Annotated in this window: 15 protein-coding genes and 1 tRNA gene; 7 read left to right on the top strand and 9 right to left on the bottom strand. The window is 41.2% G+C overall.

Features of this window, described 5'->3' with window-relative positions:
- Positions 1-29 precede the first annotated feature (29 nt).
- Positions 30-734 (top strand): LOG family protein, encoded by a 705-nt coding sequence (locus E2P86_RS09830; protein WP_085471756.1) that lies wholly within the window; start codon positions 30-32, stop codon positions 732-734.
- Between the two features lie 498 nt (positions 735-1,232).
- Here E2P86_RS09830 and E2P86_RS09825 read toward each other — a convergent pair whose 3' ends face one another.
- Both E2P86_RS09825 and E2P86_RS09820 read right to left on the bottom strand, forming a co-directional pair.
- Positions 1,233-1,955 (bottom strand): hypothetical protein, encoded by a 723-nt coding sequence (locus tag E2P86_RS09825; RefSeq protein ID WP_134432708.1) that lies wholly within the window; start codon positions 1,953-1,955, stop codon positions 1,233-1,235.
- A gap of 181 nt (positions 1,956-2,136) precedes the next feature.
- Complete coding sequence (locus tag E2P86_RS09820; RefSeq protein WP_134432706.1) at positions 2,137-3,357, bottom strand: NADH:flavin oxidoreductase; 1,221 nt, start codon at positions 3,355-3,357, stop codon at positions 2,137-2,139.
- Between the two features lie 430 nt (positions 3,358-3,787).
- On the opposite strand from E2P86_RS09820, the gene E2P86_RS09815 reads away from it, so the two are divergent.
- The gene (locus tag E2P86_RS09815; protein WP_085471757.1) at positions 3,788-4,162 is read left to right on the top strand and encodes a helix-turn-helix domain-containing protein; all 375 of its coding nucleotides are present in this window, start codon (positions 3,788-3,790) and stop codon (positions 4,160-4,162) included.
- An 86-nt stretch (positions 4,163-4,248) separates the two neighbouring features.
- Positions 4,249-5,004, top strand: coding sequence for an SDR family oxidoreductase (locus E2P86_RS09810; RefSeq protein WP_134432704.1), 756 nt, complete (start codon positions 4,249-4,251; stop codon positions 5,002-5,004).
- 463 nt (positions 5,005-5,467) lie between these two features.
- Here the strand turns inward: E2P86_RS09810 and E2P86_RS09805 are convergent, their stop codons facing one another.
- Entirely contained in the window at positions 5,468-5,818 is a 351-nt protein-coding gene (locus E2P86_RS09805) for a bleomycin resistance protein (protein WP_134432702.1), read from the bottom strand.
- Positions 5,819-5,928: 110 nt separating this feature from the next.
- Positions 5,929-6,001, bottom strand: a tRNA-Thr gene (locus tag E2P86_RS09800).
- A gap of 426 nt (positions 6,002-6,427) precedes the next feature.
- On the opposite strand from E2P86_RS09800, the gene clpB reads away from it, so the two are divergent.
- Positions 6,428-9,019: an ATP-dependent chaperone ClpB gene (clpB, locus tag E2P86_RS09795; protein WP_085471760.1), complete on the top strand. Its 2,592-nt coding sequence runs from the start codon at positions 6,428-6,430 to the stop codon at positions 9,017-9,019.
- A gap of 36 nt (positions 9,020-9,055) precedes the next feature.
- Here clpB and E2P86_RS09790 read toward each other — a convergent pair whose 3' ends face one another.
- Positions 9,056-10,033, bottom strand: a complete 978-nt coding sequence (locus tag E2P86_RS09790) for a hypothetical protein (RefSeq protein ID WP_085471761.1) — start codon at positions 10,031-10,033, stop codon at positions 9,056-9,058.
- 388 nt (positions 10,034-10,421) lie between these two features.
- Between E2P86_RS09790 and E2P86_RS09785 the strand changes: the two genes are divergently transcribed.
- The 3 genes from E2P86_RS09785 (at position 10,422) to E2P86_RS09775 (ending at position 13,662) form a co-directional block, all read left to right on the top strand.
- Entirely contained in the window at positions 10,422-11,267 is an 846-nt protein-coding gene (locus E2P86_RS09785) for an EamA family transporter (protein ID WP_085471762.1), read from the top strand.
- 398 nt (positions 11,268-11,665) lie between these two features.
- Positions 11,666-12,646 (top strand): helix-turn-helix transcriptional regulator, encoded by a 981-nt coding sequence (locus E2P86_RS09780; RefSeq protein ID WP_134432700.1) that lies wholly within the window; start codon positions 11,666-11,668, stop codon positions 12,644-12,646.
- Positions 12,647-12,657: 11 nt separating this feature from the next.
- The gene (locus E2P86_RS09775) at positions 12,658-13,662 is read left to right on the top strand and encodes a helix-turn-helix domain-containing protein (RefSeq protein ID WP_085471764.1); all 1,005 of its coding nucleotides are present in this window, start codon (positions 12,658-12,660) and stop codon (positions 13,660-13,662) included.
- Here E2P86_RS09775 and E2P86_RS09770 read toward each other — a convergent pair.
- The 4 genes from E2P86_RS09770 to E2P86_RS09755 all read right to left on the bottom strand — a co-directional run bounded on the left by E2P86_RS09770 (position 13,659) and on the right by E2P86_RS09755 (position 18,409).
- Positions 13,659-15,104 (bottom strand): NAD-dependent succinate-semialdehyde dehydrogenase, encoded by a 1,446-nt coding sequence (locus E2P86_RS09770; protein WP_085471765.1) that lies wholly within the window; start codon positions 15,102-15,104, stop codon positions 13,659-13,661. The two genes, E2P86_RS09775 and E2P86_RS09770, sit on opposite strands and share 4 nt — an antisense overlap.
- 14 nt (positions 15,105-15,118) lie before the next feature.
- A complete protein-coding gene (locus E2P86_RS09765; RefSeq protein WP_134432698.1) occupies positions 15,119-16,255 on the bottom strand; it encodes a zinc-dependent alcohol dehydrogenase family protein in 1,137 nt (378 codons plus the stop codon).
- Positions 16,256-16,266: 11 nt separating this feature from the next.
- Entirely contained in the window at positions 16,267-17,061 is a 795-nt protein-coding gene (gene attM, locus E2P86_RS09760; RefSeq protein ID WP_200811746.1) for an AttM family quorum-quenching N-acyl homoserine lactonase, read from the bottom strand.
- 103 nt (positions 17,062-17,164) lie between these two features.
- A complete protein-coding gene (locus E2P86_RS09755; RefSeq protein ID WP_134432696.1) occupies positions 17,165-18,409 on the bottom strand; it encodes an MFS transporter in 1,245 nt (414 codons plus the stop codon).
- Between the last annotated feature and the right edge of the window lie 19 nt (positions 18,410-18,428).

The following is an 18,428-nucleotide window of genomic DNA, read 5'->3' as shown; positions in this document are numbered from 1 at the left end:
ATGGTTACGATTGATTAAAAAAATAAGATATGGCGAAAGAGGATAAAATTAGAAATTCGTTTGCGAACAAAACGTGGCAAGAAATAAAAGTAAAGGACTCTTGGCAGATATTCAAGATGATGTCAGAGTTTGTGGATGGTTTCGAAAAATTGGCTAAGATTGGGCCTTGTGTGTCGATCTTCGGCTCCGCGAGGACGAAGACTGATCATAAGTATTATAACCTAGCGGTAGAAATTGCACGCCTGCTAGCCGAAAAAGGCTATGGTGTAATTTCTGGCGGTGGGCCAGGAATTATGGAAGCGGCAAATAAAGGTGCATATGAAGCGGGCGGAAAGTCTGTTGGACTAAACATTGAACTTCCTTTTGAGCAATTCCATAATAAATATATTGATAGAGATAAGCTTCTTGAATTTAACTACTTCTTCGTCAGAAAGGTGATGTTCATGAAATATTCGCAGGGGTATATCGTGATGCCGGGTGGATTTGGTACGATGGATGAGCTTTTTGAAGCTATTACATTGATTCAAACAGGTAAAATCGCACGTTTCCCTATTGTTCTTGTGGGTACGGAGTATTGGAAGGGGCTTTTTGATTGGGTGGAACAGACGATGCTCGGGAATGCTTATATCTCGGAAGAAGATCTGAAATTGTATCGCTTGGTCGATACCGCTGAAGAGGCTACGGAACACATCTTTAGATTCTACGATAAGTATCTGCTGAAACCGAACTTTTAAACATGAAAATCCCGATGGTTATCCACTATCGGGATTTTTTTATGGATGTCGTTTGGTTTAGTATACTCCAAAAGGTATAGCTGTTTTGAATATATCTTTACTTTTCCCTTGTACTGACAAACTTTTCAACCTTTATCCTCTTTATTTTGCTGGAAGCAATTTCTTTATAATACAATGTCGTTTCTGATTGGTCAATGTAAAGGTTTTTCTCACCATCAAAGACAATTTCCTTAATGAGATTCGTATCCCGATACTTGAGAGTAAACTTAACAGGATCCCTTACTATCAGTAGTGCATCATTATAACCCCGGTGTGAAAAAATAAACGGAAGAAAGAAAAATAGAATATATATACTGTTTATTAATAAAAACAGTTAACCATAGCCTTCAAGTAAGTAACAACATGCTTCAAGCGGTGATTAATAATTGTTTTCATTTTGTGTTAGTTATTTTTATTACAGTTATGTCATTCCTATACAGGGTTTATTACAGAAACAACTTACACCCATGTGGTAGCAATGACCTTCACGCTGTAATTTATAAACGTATATAGTATCACAACATTTACACCGAGCAACGCCCACGTCTTTTTATTGTTTTGTTCTCCTATGATATTTTCATTAAAGAACGAATCAACAGCAAAGTGAAGTTTTTCTGCTGCTATCGATTGATTACCCTCAAGTATGTCTTCTTTAAGAACGATAATAAAATTCGCAATAGGAATCCTGTTCAAGTATTGCGTGATTCCTGATTGAAAAAACACCGGCACTCTCTGATAGTGATGATAGATTATTTTGCTCCAATCGATGACCTGATTGAGCTGCGCAATGGGTGGTACATCCTCCTGTTTGCTGAACAGACCTTCTACACGACTAATGACCTCCTCACAAACCGATATACGCTGCTGAAGCGTTAAATCGTACACCTTCTTTAGGGATGTAAGAATGATGTAACGATACGTAATAGATACTGCATACAAGCTAAAACCGATCCCCAGTGCAATAGTAATAGCAAGCATCCCAAGAGCTATCCACGAAAATCCAAGTATGAAAAAGCGTGAAGCTGCATAAGCTATACAGGCCAGGTTTACAAGGGTGAATGCTGATATCACATAGAAGATGACCTTCCCTCCAGAAAAACCGATATGTTTTGCTGATTTTAATATATTTTTCAATGAAGGCAATTGTTCCTTCTCGTAATCTGTGGCAAAATCATCTCGCATGGTTGTATACTTTTAAACAGCAAATGTAGCATAAAAACGAGGCGTAACCTGCTCATTAGGCTCAAAAACAACTGCTTTAAGACTGAAATCGTTCGCTATAGAAGGCATAATTATCCGTGTCACATACTTTTCCTCGCGCCATGAAACAGTAAAAAACAACGTCTTAATTCATTAGCTCTTATCAAACAGGCACTTTGGACGAGGTCGCGTACTCCTTGGTAAACACGCAGTTTGTTGTTGCATAAACCGTGAACATACACTTGTTGCAATGAATACAAAGTCCCCGCCCCTGTTTATCCTGCTTCATTTTATTTAAAATATTAGGCTCACGCAAAAGCGCTCTTCCCATGGCAATGAAAGAAACCCCTTCCTCCATCGCTTGCTCCATGTGGGCATAATCGTTAATTCCTCCAAGCAAAATCAATTGCGCATGTTTAACTATCGGTTGAAATTGCCTTGCGGCTTCCAGCATATACAGATCTTTATAAGGAAACTCCCCCAACATCCTCCGTCCGAATAGTTTGACCCCCAATCGGAAAATCCCTTTTTGTGTTTGCGCCATTCCATCGATATCTGTTTCTCCACGAAACAGGTACATCTGCTTATACACCGAAGAACCCATCGTTAGTTCAAAGGCATCCACAGCGCCTGTTTCGTCAAGTATCCGCGCAGTTTCGGTAGATTCATCAAGCCAGATAGATCCTTTAACCCCATCGTCCATAGATAATTTAATAACAATTGCAAGGCGGTCTTTGATGCGTTCTTTTACCGCTAGAAGAATTTCTTTGGCAAATCGGGTCCGGTTTTCAATGGAACCGCCATACTCATCCTTGCGTTTGTTGATCCAAGGACTAAAGAAGGCGGAAACAAGATAGAGGTGACCAAAGTGTAATTCTATAGCATCAAAGCCAGAATCAGCAGCCACTTCGGCCGCCTCGGCAAACTGCTCAATAACCTTTGTCATCTCATCCCGAGTGATTGGTCGACAGATCTGGAAGCTCGTTGGATTAATAAATCTTGAGGGAGCTATTGGTTGGGATCCCGTTATTTGTTTTGATGCCACAGGCCCTGCATGCCCCAATTGCGCGGAAGCCAGTCCTCCGGCCTCGTGCATGGCCTGCGTAAATTTCTTAAGACCTGGAATATTTTTACGGATCATTAAGATTTCACCAGGTGCCGCAAATCCCGCTGGGGAAATGGCACAAAAAGCCAATGTCGTCATCCCCGTTCCTCCTTCAATAAAACCCCGGTGAAAATCAATAAGTGCTTGTGTTACCTTTCCCTCCGGGCTGCGCCCCTCACTGGTGGCGGCCTTAATCAATCGGTTCGGTAAAGTTACTGGGCCAAGCTTGCCCGGTGAAAAAACATCATGCGTTTCTTTTCGCTTTCGTAAACTACTCATATTGCTATCCCTCCATTTTTTATTTCAAAATAATAATTGGTAAAAATAAAGTTCGGCAAAATAAAAGTTATATCAAATTCTCAATATCGTTGTTACGAGATAATTACCTCTTTTTACGCGTGGGTCTTATCAGGAAAGTGAAAGTTGGCACTGCTTTATTTTGCTGTTTCAGCCGTCGATAATTAACCGTGATTAGTTTATATGAATCCTATAAATTGATCATTGGATTTACCGCTAACAGAGCGTAATGCTAAATAACCTCTTGTCTTGAAGATGTATAAAAGTCAAACATCAAATGAGCAAAAAGATGATTACTACAACAAAAATATATTAGCTTTATACTTAGAAAGCAGGTGTTAAAAAAATGTCCAATTTATCTAAACGACATACACAATAAAGAATTCTATCATAGACAAACTTAATCAGATTCATGTGTACAACGGAACAATTCAAAATTAAGAGAGGAAGTGAAATCACGGAATCCTATTTCCAATTTCTTGATAAACATATTGACGATGTTGTGTCAGGTCGTGTAGACGAATTCAAGGAAATTAATCAGATAGCGAGCGAGCTTTTTGTCTCCCATAAGCATCTTACCGATACCATTCAAAAAGAAATGGGGCGACATCCTTGTCATTTTTATGATTCCAAAATAATTGAAGCGGCAAAAAAGATGTTATCTGAAACAGACAAATCCATCTCTGAAATCGCAAAGATACTCACTTACGATCCCTCTAATTTTTCAAAATTCTTTAAGAAATTTACTGGGCAAACCCCAGGACAGTTTAGAAACCTGAAAAAGTAAAAGTTCCGAAAAGTTCACCACGATTTATAATTCCCGACTTGTCATCTTTGTGTGTTACCTAATGTAACCAGTTAAAACAAAAGGATATGACAAGAAACGATTTAAATGGAAAAGTAGTATTAATTGCAGGCGGTGCGAAAAATCTGGGAGGTTTATTGAGTCGCAATTTTGCCGCTAAGGGAGCAAAAGTAGCGATCCACTACAACAGTGAGAGTACAAAAGATGAGGCTGAAAAAACACTGGCAGATATTCTGCAAACAGGTGGAGAAGCCTTTCTCTTCCAAGCAGATCTCACCCATGTAAAAAACATCACTAAATTCTTTGATGCAGCAATTGACAGATTTGGAGGAATCGATATCGCCATCAATACGGTAGGTAAAGTATTAAAAAAACCATTCGCCGACACCTCTGAAGAAGAATACGATAGCATGACTGATATTAATGCTAAAGTAGCCTACTTCTTTATTCAGGAAGCTGGAAAGAAACTAAACAACAATGGTAAGATTAACACGATTGTAACCTCCTTGCTGGCGGCGTTCACAGGCTATTACGCTACTTATGCCGGATCCAAAGCCCCGGTAGAACACTTTACCAGAGCCGCATCTAAAGAATTTGGTCCACGTGGTATTTCAGTGACGGCGGTTGCGCCAGGACCAATGGACACTCCTTTCTTCTATGGGCAGGAAAGCGATGAGGCGGTGGCTTATCACAAACAGGCGTCCGATCTTGGTGGCTTGACCGACATCAGGGATATTGCGCCTCTTGTTGAATTCCTTGTAACCGATGGTTGGTGGATTACAGGACAGACAATTTTTGCCAATGGAGGTTATACGACGAGATAGCAAGATATCATGCCTTCGAACGCAAAGAGTCACAATTCATCGGGCTTATGTTTGAAACGGTCTATTGGAACAGTCAAAAGTGACAAGGGCAAGCAGCGAGCTTTATATGAGCAGACCCGAAAACTTTTAGTACTAGTTCTGTATCTATCTTGTTTGGCAATTGCCGGTATAGTGTTTTACGACCTTTATCAAAACGACTATAATGTATTTAATTGGACGACTAGCTCTGCTAGTCCAAACATCCCCACGTTTAGGATAAACCCATATTCTCAAGGTGGTTTTGGGCCATGTTGGTTACTCGGTTATCTACTCGTAGCGCATATTACTAAAAGCGGCTTATAAAGATAAGCCGCTTATTTAGTTCATGTGTCGTATTCCAGGTTAATTTGTCAACCGATAAGGCGCTCTAGATCTTGTTCAAAGTATGTTTGTTTTGTACAGAATTTCTATTTTATGGATAGTATTACCACTCTTGACCAAAGGTTAGCAAATTGCTATCAGGATCAAGTAACGAAAACTCTTTTTGCCCCCAAGGTTTAATTGCTAATTGTCCGTTTGGATGAATCGAGACTTTATTAAACAAGAGCGTTTCATAAAGTGTGTCGATATCGCTTGTTCTGATATACACTTGTCCATAATTTGCTTTTGGATCAAGTTCTTTAAAGGTGAAAAAATGGAGTTCAATATTATCTTTACCTATCAACAAATAGTCTCCGTAATCTGAAATTTCACTGAACCCCAGTTTATTAATATAAAATTCTTTTGTAGCGGTTATGTTCCGCATTGGTAATTTAGGAATTACGTTCGTTAGCATTTTTTTTACCTAAATATAAATCTTTTGCTGAAAAGATCGAGCCAACAAAGAAATCAGGATCTATCTAAAACAAAAAAACGGTTCTTATATTAAGAACCGTTTTTTTGTTGAGCCTCCTATCGGAATCGAACCAATGACCTACTGATTACAAGTCAGTTGCTCTACCAGCTGAGCTAAGGAGGCTTTTCTCACGAGTATTCCCCGTTTGATGATGCAAATATCAGTATCCGAACGTTAAATTCCAAACCCATTTCTTGTTTTTTCGATTCCTAAGTAGTAATCATTTGACAATCAAAGAAAAAAAATAGCAACCCATCAATGTGTGATTTATTTTTCGATATCTCAAAAGGTAATCATATACCCATAGTGAGCAGTTTACCCCTCCTACACTACATATAGTACGTTACCTACCCAAAGGATCCGTCGAATTTAGCTAGGTTGTGGCTAACACTTCAGCGTTATTCATTGTACACAAAAAATGTCAAAATGTCTTCATAACCTACATCTTAACTGTCAAAAATTCCGATTATCAATAAAAAAATCAAAAAGGTATTTTAATTGTTATATAGCTAGCGTATTCAAGAACAAAACTATAACGAAAAACATAATATGAATTTTAATAATTATACCATAAAAGCACAAGAGGCTATTCAGAAAGCCTCGGAGATTGCGGCTGGAAATCAACAGCAAGCGATCGAACCTGCACATATATTAAAAGCATTACTAGAGGTAGATGACAATATTATCAGTCACTTACTAAAAAAACTGAATGCAAACTTAAACTTTATCAAAGCAGAAAATGATGTGCAAATTCAGTCCTTACCAAAAGTCAGCGGCAGCAATGTATATCTAAGCAATGCGACGAGTTCAGTACTGCAAAAAGCACAAAGCTATCTCAAGGAATTCAACGACGAGTTTATCTCCATTGAGCACTTGCTTTTGGCTTTACTTTCGGGAGGCGACAAAACAGCGCAGTTGCTAAAAGATCAAGGCGTTACGGAGAAGCATCTTAAAGCAGCGATCAAGGAACTTCGTGGTAACAACCGCGTAACGGATCAGAATGCAGAAGCGACGTATAATGCCCTTGGCAAATACGCGCGTAACCTCAATGAATTTGCGGAGTCAGGCAAGCTTGATCCGGTTATTGGTCGGGATGAAGAAATCCGCCGCGTGATGCAGATCTTATCACGCCGCACCAAGAACAACCCTATCCTAGTAGGTGAGCCAGGTGTTGGTAAAACGGCGATTGCCGAAGGCATCGCGCACCGTATAATAAAGGGTGATGCGCCAGAAAACCTAAAGAGTAAAACTGTGTTTTCGCTTGATATGGGGGCGCTAATTGCGGGAGCAAAATATAAAGGCGAATTTGAGGAACGTCTAAAAGCGGTCGTCAAGGAGGTTGCGGACAGTGATGGGGAGATCATTCTATTTATTGATGAGATCCACACCCTGGTGGGTGCCGGAGGCGGCGAGGGCGCTATGGACGCAGCGAACATACTAAAGCCTGCTTTGGCGCGTGGAGAATTGCGTGCTATCGGTGCCACAACGTTGAATGAATACCAAAAGTACTTCGAAAAAGATAAGGCGCTCGAACGCCGCTTCCAAAAGGTAATGGTGGAAGAGCCTGATACGCAAGATGCGATATCCATTCTCCGGGGTCTGAAAGAGCGTTATGAAACACATCACAAAGTGCGTATTCTCGATGAGTCTATTATTGCAGCTGTAGAGTTATCACAACGTTATATTACCGATCGTTTTCTTCCGGATAAGGCGATTGACTTAATTGATGAGGCTGCGTCTAAACTCCGTTTGGAAATGGATTCTGTCCCAGAATCTGTTGATGAACTGGACCGACGAATTATGCAGTTAGAAATTGAACGCGAAGCGATCAAGCGTGAGAACGACGAAAAGAAAGTCAGTGAGCTATCTGAGACTATTGCAAACTTATCGAGCGAACGCGACTCTTTAAAAGCAGCTTGGCAGTCGGAGAAATCTTTGGTAGATCGTGTAAACCAAGAGATCCAAAATATTGAAAACTATAAGTTGGAAGCCGACCAAGCGGAACGTGCGGGTGATTACGGTAAAGTGGCCGAGCTGCGCTATGGAAAGATAAAAGAAGCACAAGATACTGTAGAGAAGCTAAAAGCAGAGTTGGAAGAAAAACAAGATAGCAGCCGTATGCTCAAGGAAGAGGTTACCTCCGATGATATTGCTGATGTGGTATCCAAATGGACAGGTATCCCCGTGAGCAAGATGGTGCAATCGGAACGCGAAAAGCTACTGCATCTGGAAGATGAGCTACATAAACGTGTTGCGGGCCAAAATGAGGCGATCGAAGCGATTTCGGATGCGATCCGACGTTCTCGTGCAGGACTGAGTGATGCGAAACGTCCAATAGGGTCCTTTATCTTCTTGGGGACAACGGGAGTTGGTAAGACCGAACTTGCGAAAGCCTTAGCCGAATTCTTATTCGATGATGAGCACGCTTTAGTGCGTATTGATATGTCTGAATACCAGGAGCGCCACGCAGTCTCCCGCTTGATTGGTGCCCCTCCAGGATATGTTGGATATGATGAAGGTGGACAACTCACAGAGGCGGTACGGCGGAGACCCTATTCGGTGGTTTTACTCGATGAAATTGAAAAGGCGCATCCGGATGTTTTCAATATCTTGTTACAGGTATTGGACGATGGACATTTAACAGATAATAAAGGTCGCGTTGTGAACTTTAAGAACACCATTATTATCATGACGTCGAATACGGGGTCACATATCATCCAGGAAAACTTCTCGCATTTAACGGAAGCCAACCACGATGAAGTTGTAGCCAAAACAAAGGATGAAGTATTCGATCTATTACAGAAATCGATCCGTCCGGAGTTCTTGAACAGGATTGATGAAGTGATTATGTTCACCCCATTAAGTCGCCATGAGATTGGTGACATTGTTAAAATGCAGTTTAAGCATGTGCAGCAACAGCTCGCTGAACAGAATATCCAGATTGAAGCGAGTGATGAAGCATTAGACTGGTTGGCACAATTGGGCTACGATCCGGTGTATGGAGCACGTCCTTTAAAACGTGTGATTCAGAAGCGTATCTTAAATGAGCTTTCCAAGGAAATCCTTTCTGGAAAAGTATCACGAGATGCCCATATTAAACTGGATGTCTTTGACGGCCAGTTTGTATTCTTGAATAAATAAAAAAAAAGAGGCGCTACCTATTAGCGCCTCTTTTTTTTATTCAGCTTTTTCATTGGTAATAGCCAATCGCTGTGATCCTGTATTTGCAGGGCATGCTACATCATTCGTAGCATCATAAACAAGCGGTTTATTTCCCTTCGTGGCGATCAATTCTTCCGGAACATATACCTGAACTTTTGTCCGAGAAAATCCGCTTGGAAAGTAACGCACATAGTAACCATCGGGATGTAACGTCCATACTCCACTAGGCACATCACTCCGTACTTCTGCCATCCCCGCTAAAATAGCGTACTGCTCAAACTCAGCATAAGAGTAGTTGCCCGAAGACACGAGTTGTCTGATATTATTCTCTGCTTCAAAAATAGTACGCATGAAAGCCGGCATTTCACCTTTTGCTTTTTCCACAATATCAAAAGGAAGAATACCCAACGCACCATTTTCAAGTTGCAAAATTTGTTGTGGCGTTAATAATTTTAATGCCGTCTCCTTCACAGGTCCCGAATAATCAATAAATTTAGTACGCGCAATAATGGTCCATAAGAGCATCTGTATATCCGTTTGCTCTACTTCCGGATGTTTTTCTGCACTTTTTAAGATTGCAATTACAATATCCTTCTTTTTTCCTTCTGTTGGCGCGTACATATACCCATCCCCGGAAGAAGGCGCGTATGTTCCCGCCTTAAGACAGTAGCTTTTTGCCGTCATTTCAAAATGTCCAGCAGCCAAGACAAATCCATCTGCACCATTTTTTGTCAGCTGGTCCAACGGTTTATAGGTCGCGTCATTATGAAATGAAGGACGTTCCTCCCCTTTTCTATTCACATCTTCGAAGCTCGTAGAAATTGCTTCCGGCTCTTTTAACAACTTGTCTACGCCAAAAGATTTCGCTGCTTTTGAGGTAACGGCTTTACTAGCTTTGTTTAGCAGATCTCCGAATTGTGCCTGCGCACCATTTACTGCCAAAAACAAACCACACACGGTTAGCACAAGCCAACGGGTATTTTTCCTTTTCATAATAGTTCAATAAACGAGTAAGCTACAAAGCTACTGTAATTTCTATTATGAAAATATTAATTTTTAGTCTTAGTAGACGAAAAAGGTGCACCCTACAGAGATGCACCTTTGACAGGTATTAAGACAAGATTTAGTATGGATTACGAATAATCTATACGACAAAGTAGCGGTATTTTATTTCTACTTCGAACCACAATAAGGTAGAAAGAAAGTGAAATAAGACACATTTTTATACAAGGTTATATTAACGTGAGCTGAAAGAGATCTAAAAAGTAGATGGCTAGAAAAAAATATTGCGGTGAGCGGTATTAAATATGTAATTTTGCACCTTCAAAAATGCCCTCTGTCGGAATCCCCAACCCAGGACGTTTTTTGTGGGAAGTTAAGTATGAAAAAAACTAAAATGGCAGTTCCTGCGGCGCTGCTATCTATGATCTGTGTTCAAGGTGGAGCATCTATCGCTAAGCGAATGTTTCCGGTAGTTGGGGCTGTGGCAACCAGCGCTTTACGTATCGGTATATCAGCCATTATTTTAACATTGATCAATCGTCCAAAATTAAGTCAGTTTACACGCAAGCAATGGCTTTATTGCTTTTTGTATGGTCTTGGTATCGCAGCGATGAATCTTATTTTCTACATGGCAATCCAACGAATTCCCCTTGGACTCGGCGTAACAATTGAGTTTGTGGGCCCTTTATTCCTCGCACTAGCCCTATCTCGCAAGTGGCTTGATGTTCTATGGGCTATGCTCGCCTGCCTCGGGATCCTACTGATTGTACCGTGGCAAAACGATCACCTTGACTTATTGGGCTTGTTTTTAGCATTCTTAGCGGGCGCGTTTTGGGCTCTCTATATTATAATAGGTGGTAAAATATCCAAAGTAATGAAAGGCAGAGATGCTGTGACAACAGGTATGTTGGTTGCAGCGGCTATTATTTTCCCCTTTGCATTATGGGATGGCGCCATTTTTCATGTAACCCCCATTATACTTCTTCAAGGTCTTGGAATCGCGATCCTTTCCAGTGCCCTCCCCTTTACCCTGGATTTTGTGGCATTAAAAAATATTCCGGCAAAAACTTTTAGCGTCTTAACGAGTTTACATCCTGCTTTTGCTGCTTTCTCGGGCTTGATCTTCTTACAAGAGCAACTTACACCCTTGCAATGGACTTCGATTGCCTGTGTCGTATTAGCCAGTATGGGGACTACACTTTTCAGCCGTAACGAAGCGGGGTAAAACTTGACTTAATTGACGTAAAATATAAACCTCCATCTTTACATATAGCGTATAGATGGAGGTTTCTTGTTTTAGTAAAGGGATTGTTAGTTATGAACGTACTAAAACAGCTGAAAAATGTTAAGATTTTACTGCAACAAATTAACGCTCAAGCGCTGTTACGATATTGGTAACGAGTTTTCTGATGCTTTTAATTTTCATTGTTATTATTCGTTTGTATCAATTTGTGCATTATTTACGTTACAAAAGTAGTGTGCAAACAGGTAGTAAAAGGCCAACAACAGACTTTATACTATAAGCTAAGGATCAAAATCATTTCTTCCCAAAAAAAAGTATTAAGTTGCCTGAACAAAAGTCTGGTAATACCTGTTTTCAGAATGATTTAACTGTCAACTAAGATGAAAGAAATAACGCATTCATTTGGCGTGGAGACCGACTGGGTAGACCATATGGTTCAGCAACTGGATGGAGAGGTTGTGAACGGTCGTTTTATCGTACCGAGAGAGGTTTATACGGGTAGTCATTATGTCACCTCCGTGAGTCCCCATATTACGGTAATGCTGGCCGACATGACCTATCAACAGGATGTCTGTTACAAGCTAAGAAATCGTAACCATGATTTTGTGGGTATTTATTTTAACTTAAATGAAGGTGAATCTTTACACATTTTAGGTGAAACGGCACGTCCCATGGGGAGATGGAAGTTTAATTTGGCAATCCTGGATAGTGCTCTTGATGTTGACTACTCGGTCAAAGCAGGCACCAAGACCTTTAACTTAAGTTTGTTCGTTCGGAAAAGCTTTTTGAAAGAATACCTAACGCGTTCTCATATTTTTACAGATGTATTAGATCACCTATTTGATGATGCGTATAATACAATTGTACGGTATGATCGTATGGACAACCACGCCTGGCAGGTGATCCATGACCTGCAGCGACGAGATCCCAACGCTATTTCCTTTGATGTTTTTTTACAGGCTAGTGTCTATTTTCTATTGGCAAGCTGTATCGATCAGGGATTGAATCGAGATGTCCTTATTCAGAAAGTCGATAATACAGATATCAAAGCCATATTGGCTGCTCAATCTTACCTACTCGAACAATTAGAAAATCCCTTTCCGGGTATCAGTGTTCTCGCTAAAGATGCAAACATGTCAGAGACTAAATTTAAACGTCTTTACCTGAAGGTAACAGGCATGTCTCCGAGTTCCTTTTTTATGGATAATAAGCTAACTCTTGCTCGTGAGCTGCTCGAAGATCCACAGTACACCATAGCAGAGGTGGCCCATAGACTACATTTCGCTGATCCGTCACACCTAACATCCTTATTTAAAAATAGATTTGGGATATTGCCAAAAGAGTATAGTAACCTTTTATAATCTAAAGAGACATGAAAGCTAAGATCATCAAACACCGCATGGGGATAGCAATCGATTGGCAACAAGATTTTAAGGATGCTTTAGGCGCGGTTTCATTTAACGACCATTATTTGATTTTTCCTAAAGAGATCGGAGATGGCTGTTCTTTCTATCTCGAAGTATTACCCGGCCTAATGCTACTCATTGTGGATTTTACCTTCCGGGAACAATATATCCTTACTAAATATGCAAGTTCGGAAGACTATTGCATTGCTTATTATGATTTGAGTGAAGAGTTGAGTATCCATCACGTCAATGGAGAGCAACATCAGGTCGGATACCAAGCACAATTGGGAATGGGCATCGTTGATGGAAGCCTAGAGAGTACGTATATTGCTCCAATTGGACAGCGAATGTACTCCTTTAGGTTATTGATATCTAAAGAACTATTAAAACACTATTTAGCGGGTAAACTACCCCTTTCCAAAGCTGAAAAAGCTTTTGACACGCGAAAAAATACAATTTTCTTTTATACTCATATGGATAGTCGTACCAAAATTGCGCTATTGAACTTGCGAGATTGCTCTTTTGCAGATGCTACCTTTGTTTTTAAGGCGCAGGGTACAGCATTACAAGCATTTGGTTACCTCATAGAGAAAATGTCGGAAGAAGAACCTGAATTAGGTCGGCTCTCCGCAACGGAAGTACATATGATTATGGCGTCACAAAAGTACCTCCTTGATAGGCTACTCGAACCTTTTCCTGGAATCGATTATTTAGCAGATATGGCTGGAATGTCAGCCTCGAAGTATAAAAAGATCTTTAAAAAGATACTAAAAAACTCACCCAATAACTTCTTTATACAAGAGAAACTATTGCTAGCAAAGAAACTATTGGAAAGTGGGAAATATGAAAGTATAAATGCGGTGAGCTATGTCGTGGGATACTCGAAGCCAGGTCATTTTTCCGCAAATTATAAGAAGCAATTTGACAAACTCCCTAATTCAGACTTTGTCAAATGCTTTAGTGAAACTTAGCGTACATTACCGACACAAACGTATTTGATATCGATATAGCTATCCAACCCATACTTAGACCCTTCTCTTCCTTGTCCAGAATACTTAACACCTCCAAACGGGACCACTTCTGAAGAAACCAAGCCTTCATTAATACCCACGATGCCATACTCTAATTGTTCGCGTACACGCCAAGACCTATTTAAATCATTGGTGTAGAAATAGCTGGCCAATCCGTAAATTGTATCGTTCGCCATCTGGATGGCTTCTTCTTCGGTTTCAAACTTATACAGCGGCGCAATAGGGCCAAAGATTTCATTTTGTGCAAAATCCATGTCGGAGGTTGCATTTAGAAGCACTGTGGGTTCAAAAAATAAAGGCGCCTTAGCATGTCCACCAGTTGCTACTATACCACCTTTTGCAACGGCATCTGCCAACATATCCCCCATTCTTTTCACTGCATTCTGGTTTATTAAAGGACCGATAGAAACATCTTCAGCTAAACCATTTCCCATTTTCAGCGCATGTACTGCTTTAACAAAACGCTCTGCGAAAGCGTCATAAATACCTGCCTGAACCAGTATTCGGTTTACACAGACACAGGTCTGTCCCCCGAAGCGAAACTTACCCGCAATAGCGCCCTTTACAGCCAAATCGATATCCGCGTCATCAAATACAATAAATGGCGCATTGCCCCCCAGCTCCAAACTCATTTTCTTTAAGGTTGGGGCACATTGTGCCATCAATACTTGTCCCACACGAGTAGAACCTGTAAAAGATATCTTCGAAACTTTCTTGCTTTCACACAATTCTTTCCCAAGCTCAGAAGCATTGGAACCCACTACCGTATTAATTACACCTGGAGGAAAGCCCGCCTGATGTGCCAGATAATTTATCGCTAAAGCCGTTAAGGGCGTAGACTCACTTGGTCGAACAACCACGGTGCAGCCTACGGCTAAAGCGGGCGCGATCTTACGGGTAATCATGGCTAAAGGGAAATTCCAGGGCGTAATAGCCCCTACTACACCGACAGGCTCTTTTAGTGCCATAATACGTTTGTCAGCCGTAAAGCCGGGAATCACATCTCCATAGTTGCGTTTTGCTTCCTCGGCAAACCATTGGATGTATCCCGCTCCATAATCAATCTCCCCTCGACTTTCTCCCAATGGTTTCCCACTCTCGAGTGTCATAATAGTTGCTATAGCTTCCTTATTTTCCTGAATAAGACTGTACCAGGCCAATAATATTGCGCTACGCTCCTTCGCGGACTTGGCTTTCCAAGCGGGGAAAGCGCGGTGAGCTGCATCAATAGCCTTTGCAACGAAAGGACGCCCCTCATCATAGACCTTACCTATAACAGAAAGATCTACGGGATTTTTAACTTCTATACGCTCTTGCCCTTCATGTTGCCATTTGCCATCCACAAACGACTCTTCAAAAAGGAGGTCTTTATAATTATTCATTTTCACATTTATTATTAATCAAAGATAATCACTTGACGGATAGCATCACCATTTGCCAAGCGCTCGAACCCTTCATTTATTTCATCTAACTTCAATCGATGCGTAATTAGGAGGTCCACTGGAAGGTCTCCTTTTTTGTATAGTGCCAAGAAATTTGGTATATCAATACTGGGCACACAACTTCCGAGGTAACATCCCTTTAGTGTCTTTTCTTGGCCGACAAGAATTAATGGATTTAAGCTCAATCTTGCATCAGGATGTGGTAATGCTCCGGTTACAGTAACACCACCTTTCTTGGTCGCATGGAAGGCAAAGTCTAGGGCGGGCATCGCTCCTGCAAATTCAACTGATTTATCAACGCCAGAAGGCGTAATCACTTGTTTTACTTGATCCAATGCATGTTCTTGACTCGAATTAACCACATGTGTCGCACCATATTGTTTGGCGACATGTAGCTTGGCCTCACTTACATCAGCCGCAATAATTTGGGATGCTCCCGCCGCTTTGGCACCCAGAATCGCCGATAGCCCGACGCCTCCCAAGCCAACCACCAACACACTCTCTCCCATATGTACTTGAGCCGTATGTACAACAGCTCCAACTCCCGTCATAACGGCACAACCAAAAAGGGCTGCAATCTCAAACGGATACGCTTTATCTATCTTAACAAGTGAGTAGATGGATGCTACCGCATATTCTGCAAAACCAGAAACACCAAGATGATGATGGTATACATCACCGTTATGGTTTTTTATTTTACGCCCGCCATTAAGCAGTACGCCTTCATTATTTGCTTTTGCCCCTGGATTACATAGCGCCGCGCGTCCGGACATACAGTATTCGCAATGGCCGCAAGACGGTAAAAATGCAAAAACGACATGATCACCTTTATTGAATGTTGTGACGCCCTCGCCTAAGGCAACGACAATTCCGGCTGCTTCGTGCCCCAAAACCATAGGCATTGGACGCGGCCTGTTTCCGTCGATGACAGAAAGATCTGAATGGCAAAGCCCTGCGGCTTTAATCTGAACAATTACTTCGTATTTTCCTGGCTTATCAAGCGTGACCTCCTCAATCGTTAATGGCTTAGAAACAGTATACGGACGTTCATGCCCGCCCGACTGCCGCAAAACAGCTGCTTTCGTTTTCATATGTCCGTTTATTAATCGTAAAAGAACTCCGGTGCTTTCTTAAAAGTGGACCATTTTGCGGGGTCATGGCCCGTCACTACCATGGCATCATACTTATCCGCAATTTGATGCAACTTCTTGACCGAGCGTACCGCATCTACAGTAGAAGCTAGAAAGCCTGGGAGTGCCTTTTCATCCCAATGGTCTGTGGTATATGCCGCATCAATGGCCAATAAAATACTGCCTGAATTTGGTAAGGTTATCAAGAAGCTACAATGCCCCGGAGAATGTCCCGGCGTGGGTATCATCCGGATTACACCATCACCATACACATCGTAAACATCGTTGTAGTCTAGCTCTAAAAACTGCCATTTCAGGTTTGGTCGATCAAAGTCTTTCCGGATATAACCACCGGCAGCAAACCAATCGGGGGTAAAGGCATATTCATATTCTTTGCGTTGCACAAGATGTGTTGCATTAGGAAAACGTCCAACGGCGCCTGTATGATCTAAGTGCAAATGAGATTGAAGAACTAGTTTGATATCGTTCACATCTAGCCCTAAAGCTTCAATGGTGTGTACACAGCCTTCTTCTTTAGTCATGACCGGCCAATACACCGACGTAATACCTTCCCAGTATCCCTTCGGATCTGTGGCACATTCAACAGCATTTCCGCCATCAATAATAATATGGCCTTTCGGATGTGTGATCAGGTACCAAGGAACAGGAATTTCATAAGGCTCCTGCGATGCATTCATTTTGATGTTATTCTCTTTACATTGCAGAACACCTGTCTGAAACATGTAAAGTCTAATCTCCTTTTGCATATTCATTTACTTTAAATTTATGGATTTATGCTGCCAAAGAGAATAACAATCGAGTCGTTGGATTGTTTAGCTAAACAACCTTATAATCATTAAAGGAACGCCATTAGTTCGTCCGCTTCAACGGTTTGCTTTTAACATACCGATCGACCCTTTGCATCAGGAATAACGAAACGAAAACAAACAAACCTACGACATAACCAACAATATCATAGTGCTGTAGTGGTGACATCGGTGTTTGTTGAAAAACAATAAGTCCTGCAATGGTTGCCGCAATCCCACCTGCAATCTGCTGGATGGAGGACTGGATACTCATAAAGGCGCCACGGTCCTGATTATCTGGAACAGCAGACATCAAAGCCATAGAAGGAACCATACGACACAAGATTCCAATGGTAATGCAGGTATTTAGCACCAGTACTATACCAAATGGAAGTCCGGCCATATTCGTATACAGGATACAAAAAACAACCAACCAAATACTACCTAATGAGAATAGTTTAAATTTATCTATTTTGTCACTCAAACGACCTACAAACGGCATAAGTAACAAGGAGACCAAACCTGATACCATGAATAAAATAGGTAATTGCTCACTCGTAACTTCTAAATTGTGTACGGCAAAAATAGTAGCATATGGCATCATCATAAAGCCACCTAAAGATAATAGTGACGTGGTTAAGAACGCGCGCTGATAGTTCGGGTTCTTAACGGTCTGCAGTAAATGGATTAACGCATTATGCTCCCGCTTGATATGCAAATGGTATTGCACGGGCTTCAAAACAAAAATAATAGCGAGAAGAATTAAGATCGAAAAGCCTGCGATAAACAAAAAAGGTGCTTCCCAGCCCATATGATTAGCAATATACAAACCAATAGGTATACCCAATACTTGACTTGCTCCAAACCCCATCTGCACAAACCCCATCACGCGACCTCGCTTCTCTAAGGGAAAAATATCAGTAATAATCGCCATTGATATAGACCCCATTACACCTCCAAATAAACCGGTCACTATACGAGCAACAACAATTCCAGTATAGGAATCCACAATACCGCAACAGATAGTTCCGATGACAAATCCTACATAAAAGAAAATAAGGAGTTTCTTACGGTCAAACTTGTCGGCAAAACCGGCTGTCAATAGTCCAGAAATACCTGCACTATATGCGTATGCCGATACGACATTTCCAAAAGAAGAAGCTGTGATGTTCATGGATGAAACAAGCAAATCACCTAAGGGTGACATCACCATAAAATCCAATACCACCGTAAATTGCGTAAGGGCCAAGAGGAGAATAACAATCTTCTCGTACCCTGTAAATTTTGATGTCTGTATCACGTCTGCCATAGAAAAGTTAAATGGAAAC

This window comes from Sphingobacterium psychroaquaticum (assembly GCF_004421025.1).
Lineage (GTDB): Bacteria > Bacteroidota > Bacteroidia > Sphingobacteriales > Sphingobacteriaceae > Sphingobacterium > Sphingobacterium psychroaquaticum.
This window is presented reverse-complemented; position numbering and strand designations above follow the sequence as displayed.

Coding starts and splice junctions, on each gene's coding strand:
- E2P86_RS09830 (WP_085471756.1), top strand. CDS start 30: ATGGCGAAAGAGGATAAAATTAGAAATTCGTTTGCGAACAAAACGTGG.
- E2P86_RS09825 (WP_134432708.1), bottom strand. CDS start 1,955: ATGCGAGATGATTTTGCCACAGATTACGAGAAGGAACAATTGCCTTCA.
- E2P86_RS09820 (WP_134432706.1), bottom strand. CDS start 3,357: ATGAGTAGTTTACGAAAGCGAAAAGAAACGCATGATGTTTTTTCACCG.
- E2P86_RS09815 (WP_085471757.1), top strand. CDS start 3,788: ATGTGTACAACGGAACAATTCAAAATTAAGAGAGGAAGTGAAATCACG.
- E2P86_RS09810 (WP_134432704.1), top strand. CDS start 4,249: ATGACAAGAAACGATTTAAATGGAAAAGTAGTATTAATTGCAGGCGGT.
- E2P86_RS09805 (WP_134432702.1), bottom strand. CDS start 5,818: ATGCTAACGAACGTAATTCCTAAATTACCAATGCGGAACATAACCGCT.
- clpB (WP_085471760.1), top strand. CDS start 6,428: ATGAATTTTAATAATTATACCATAAAAGCACAAGAGGCTATTCAGAAA.
- E2P86_RS09790 (WP_085471761.1), bottom strand. CDS start 10,033: ATGAAAAGGAAAAATACCCGTTGGCTTGTGCTAACCGTGTGTGGTTTG.
- E2P86_RS09785 (WP_085471762.1), top strand. CDS start 10,422: ATGAAAAAAACTAAAATGGCAGTTCCTGCGGCGCTGCTATCTATGATC.
- E2P86_RS09780 (WP_134432700.1), top strand. CDS start 11,666: ATGAAAGAAATAACGCATTCATTTGGCGTGGAGACCGACTGGGTAGAC.
- E2P86_RS09775 (WP_085471764.1), top strand. CDS start 12,658: ATGAAAGCTAAGATCATCAAACACCGCATGGGGATAGCAATCGATTGG.
- E2P86_RS09770 (WP_085471765.1), bottom strand. CDS start 15,104: ATGAATAATTATAAAGACCTCCTTTTTGAAGAGTCGTTTGTGGATGGC.
- E2P86_RS09765 (WP_134432698.1), bottom strand. CDS start 16,255: ATGAAAACGAAAGCAGCTGTTTTGCGGCAGTCGGGCGGGCATGAACGT.
- attM (WP_200811746.1), bottom strand. CDS start 17,061: ATGCAAAAGGAGATTAGACTTTACATGTTTCAGACAGGTGTTCTGCAA.
- E2P86_RS09755 (WP_134432696.1), bottom strand. CDS start 18,409: ATGGCAGACGTGATACAGACATCAAAATTTACAGGGTACGAGAAGATT.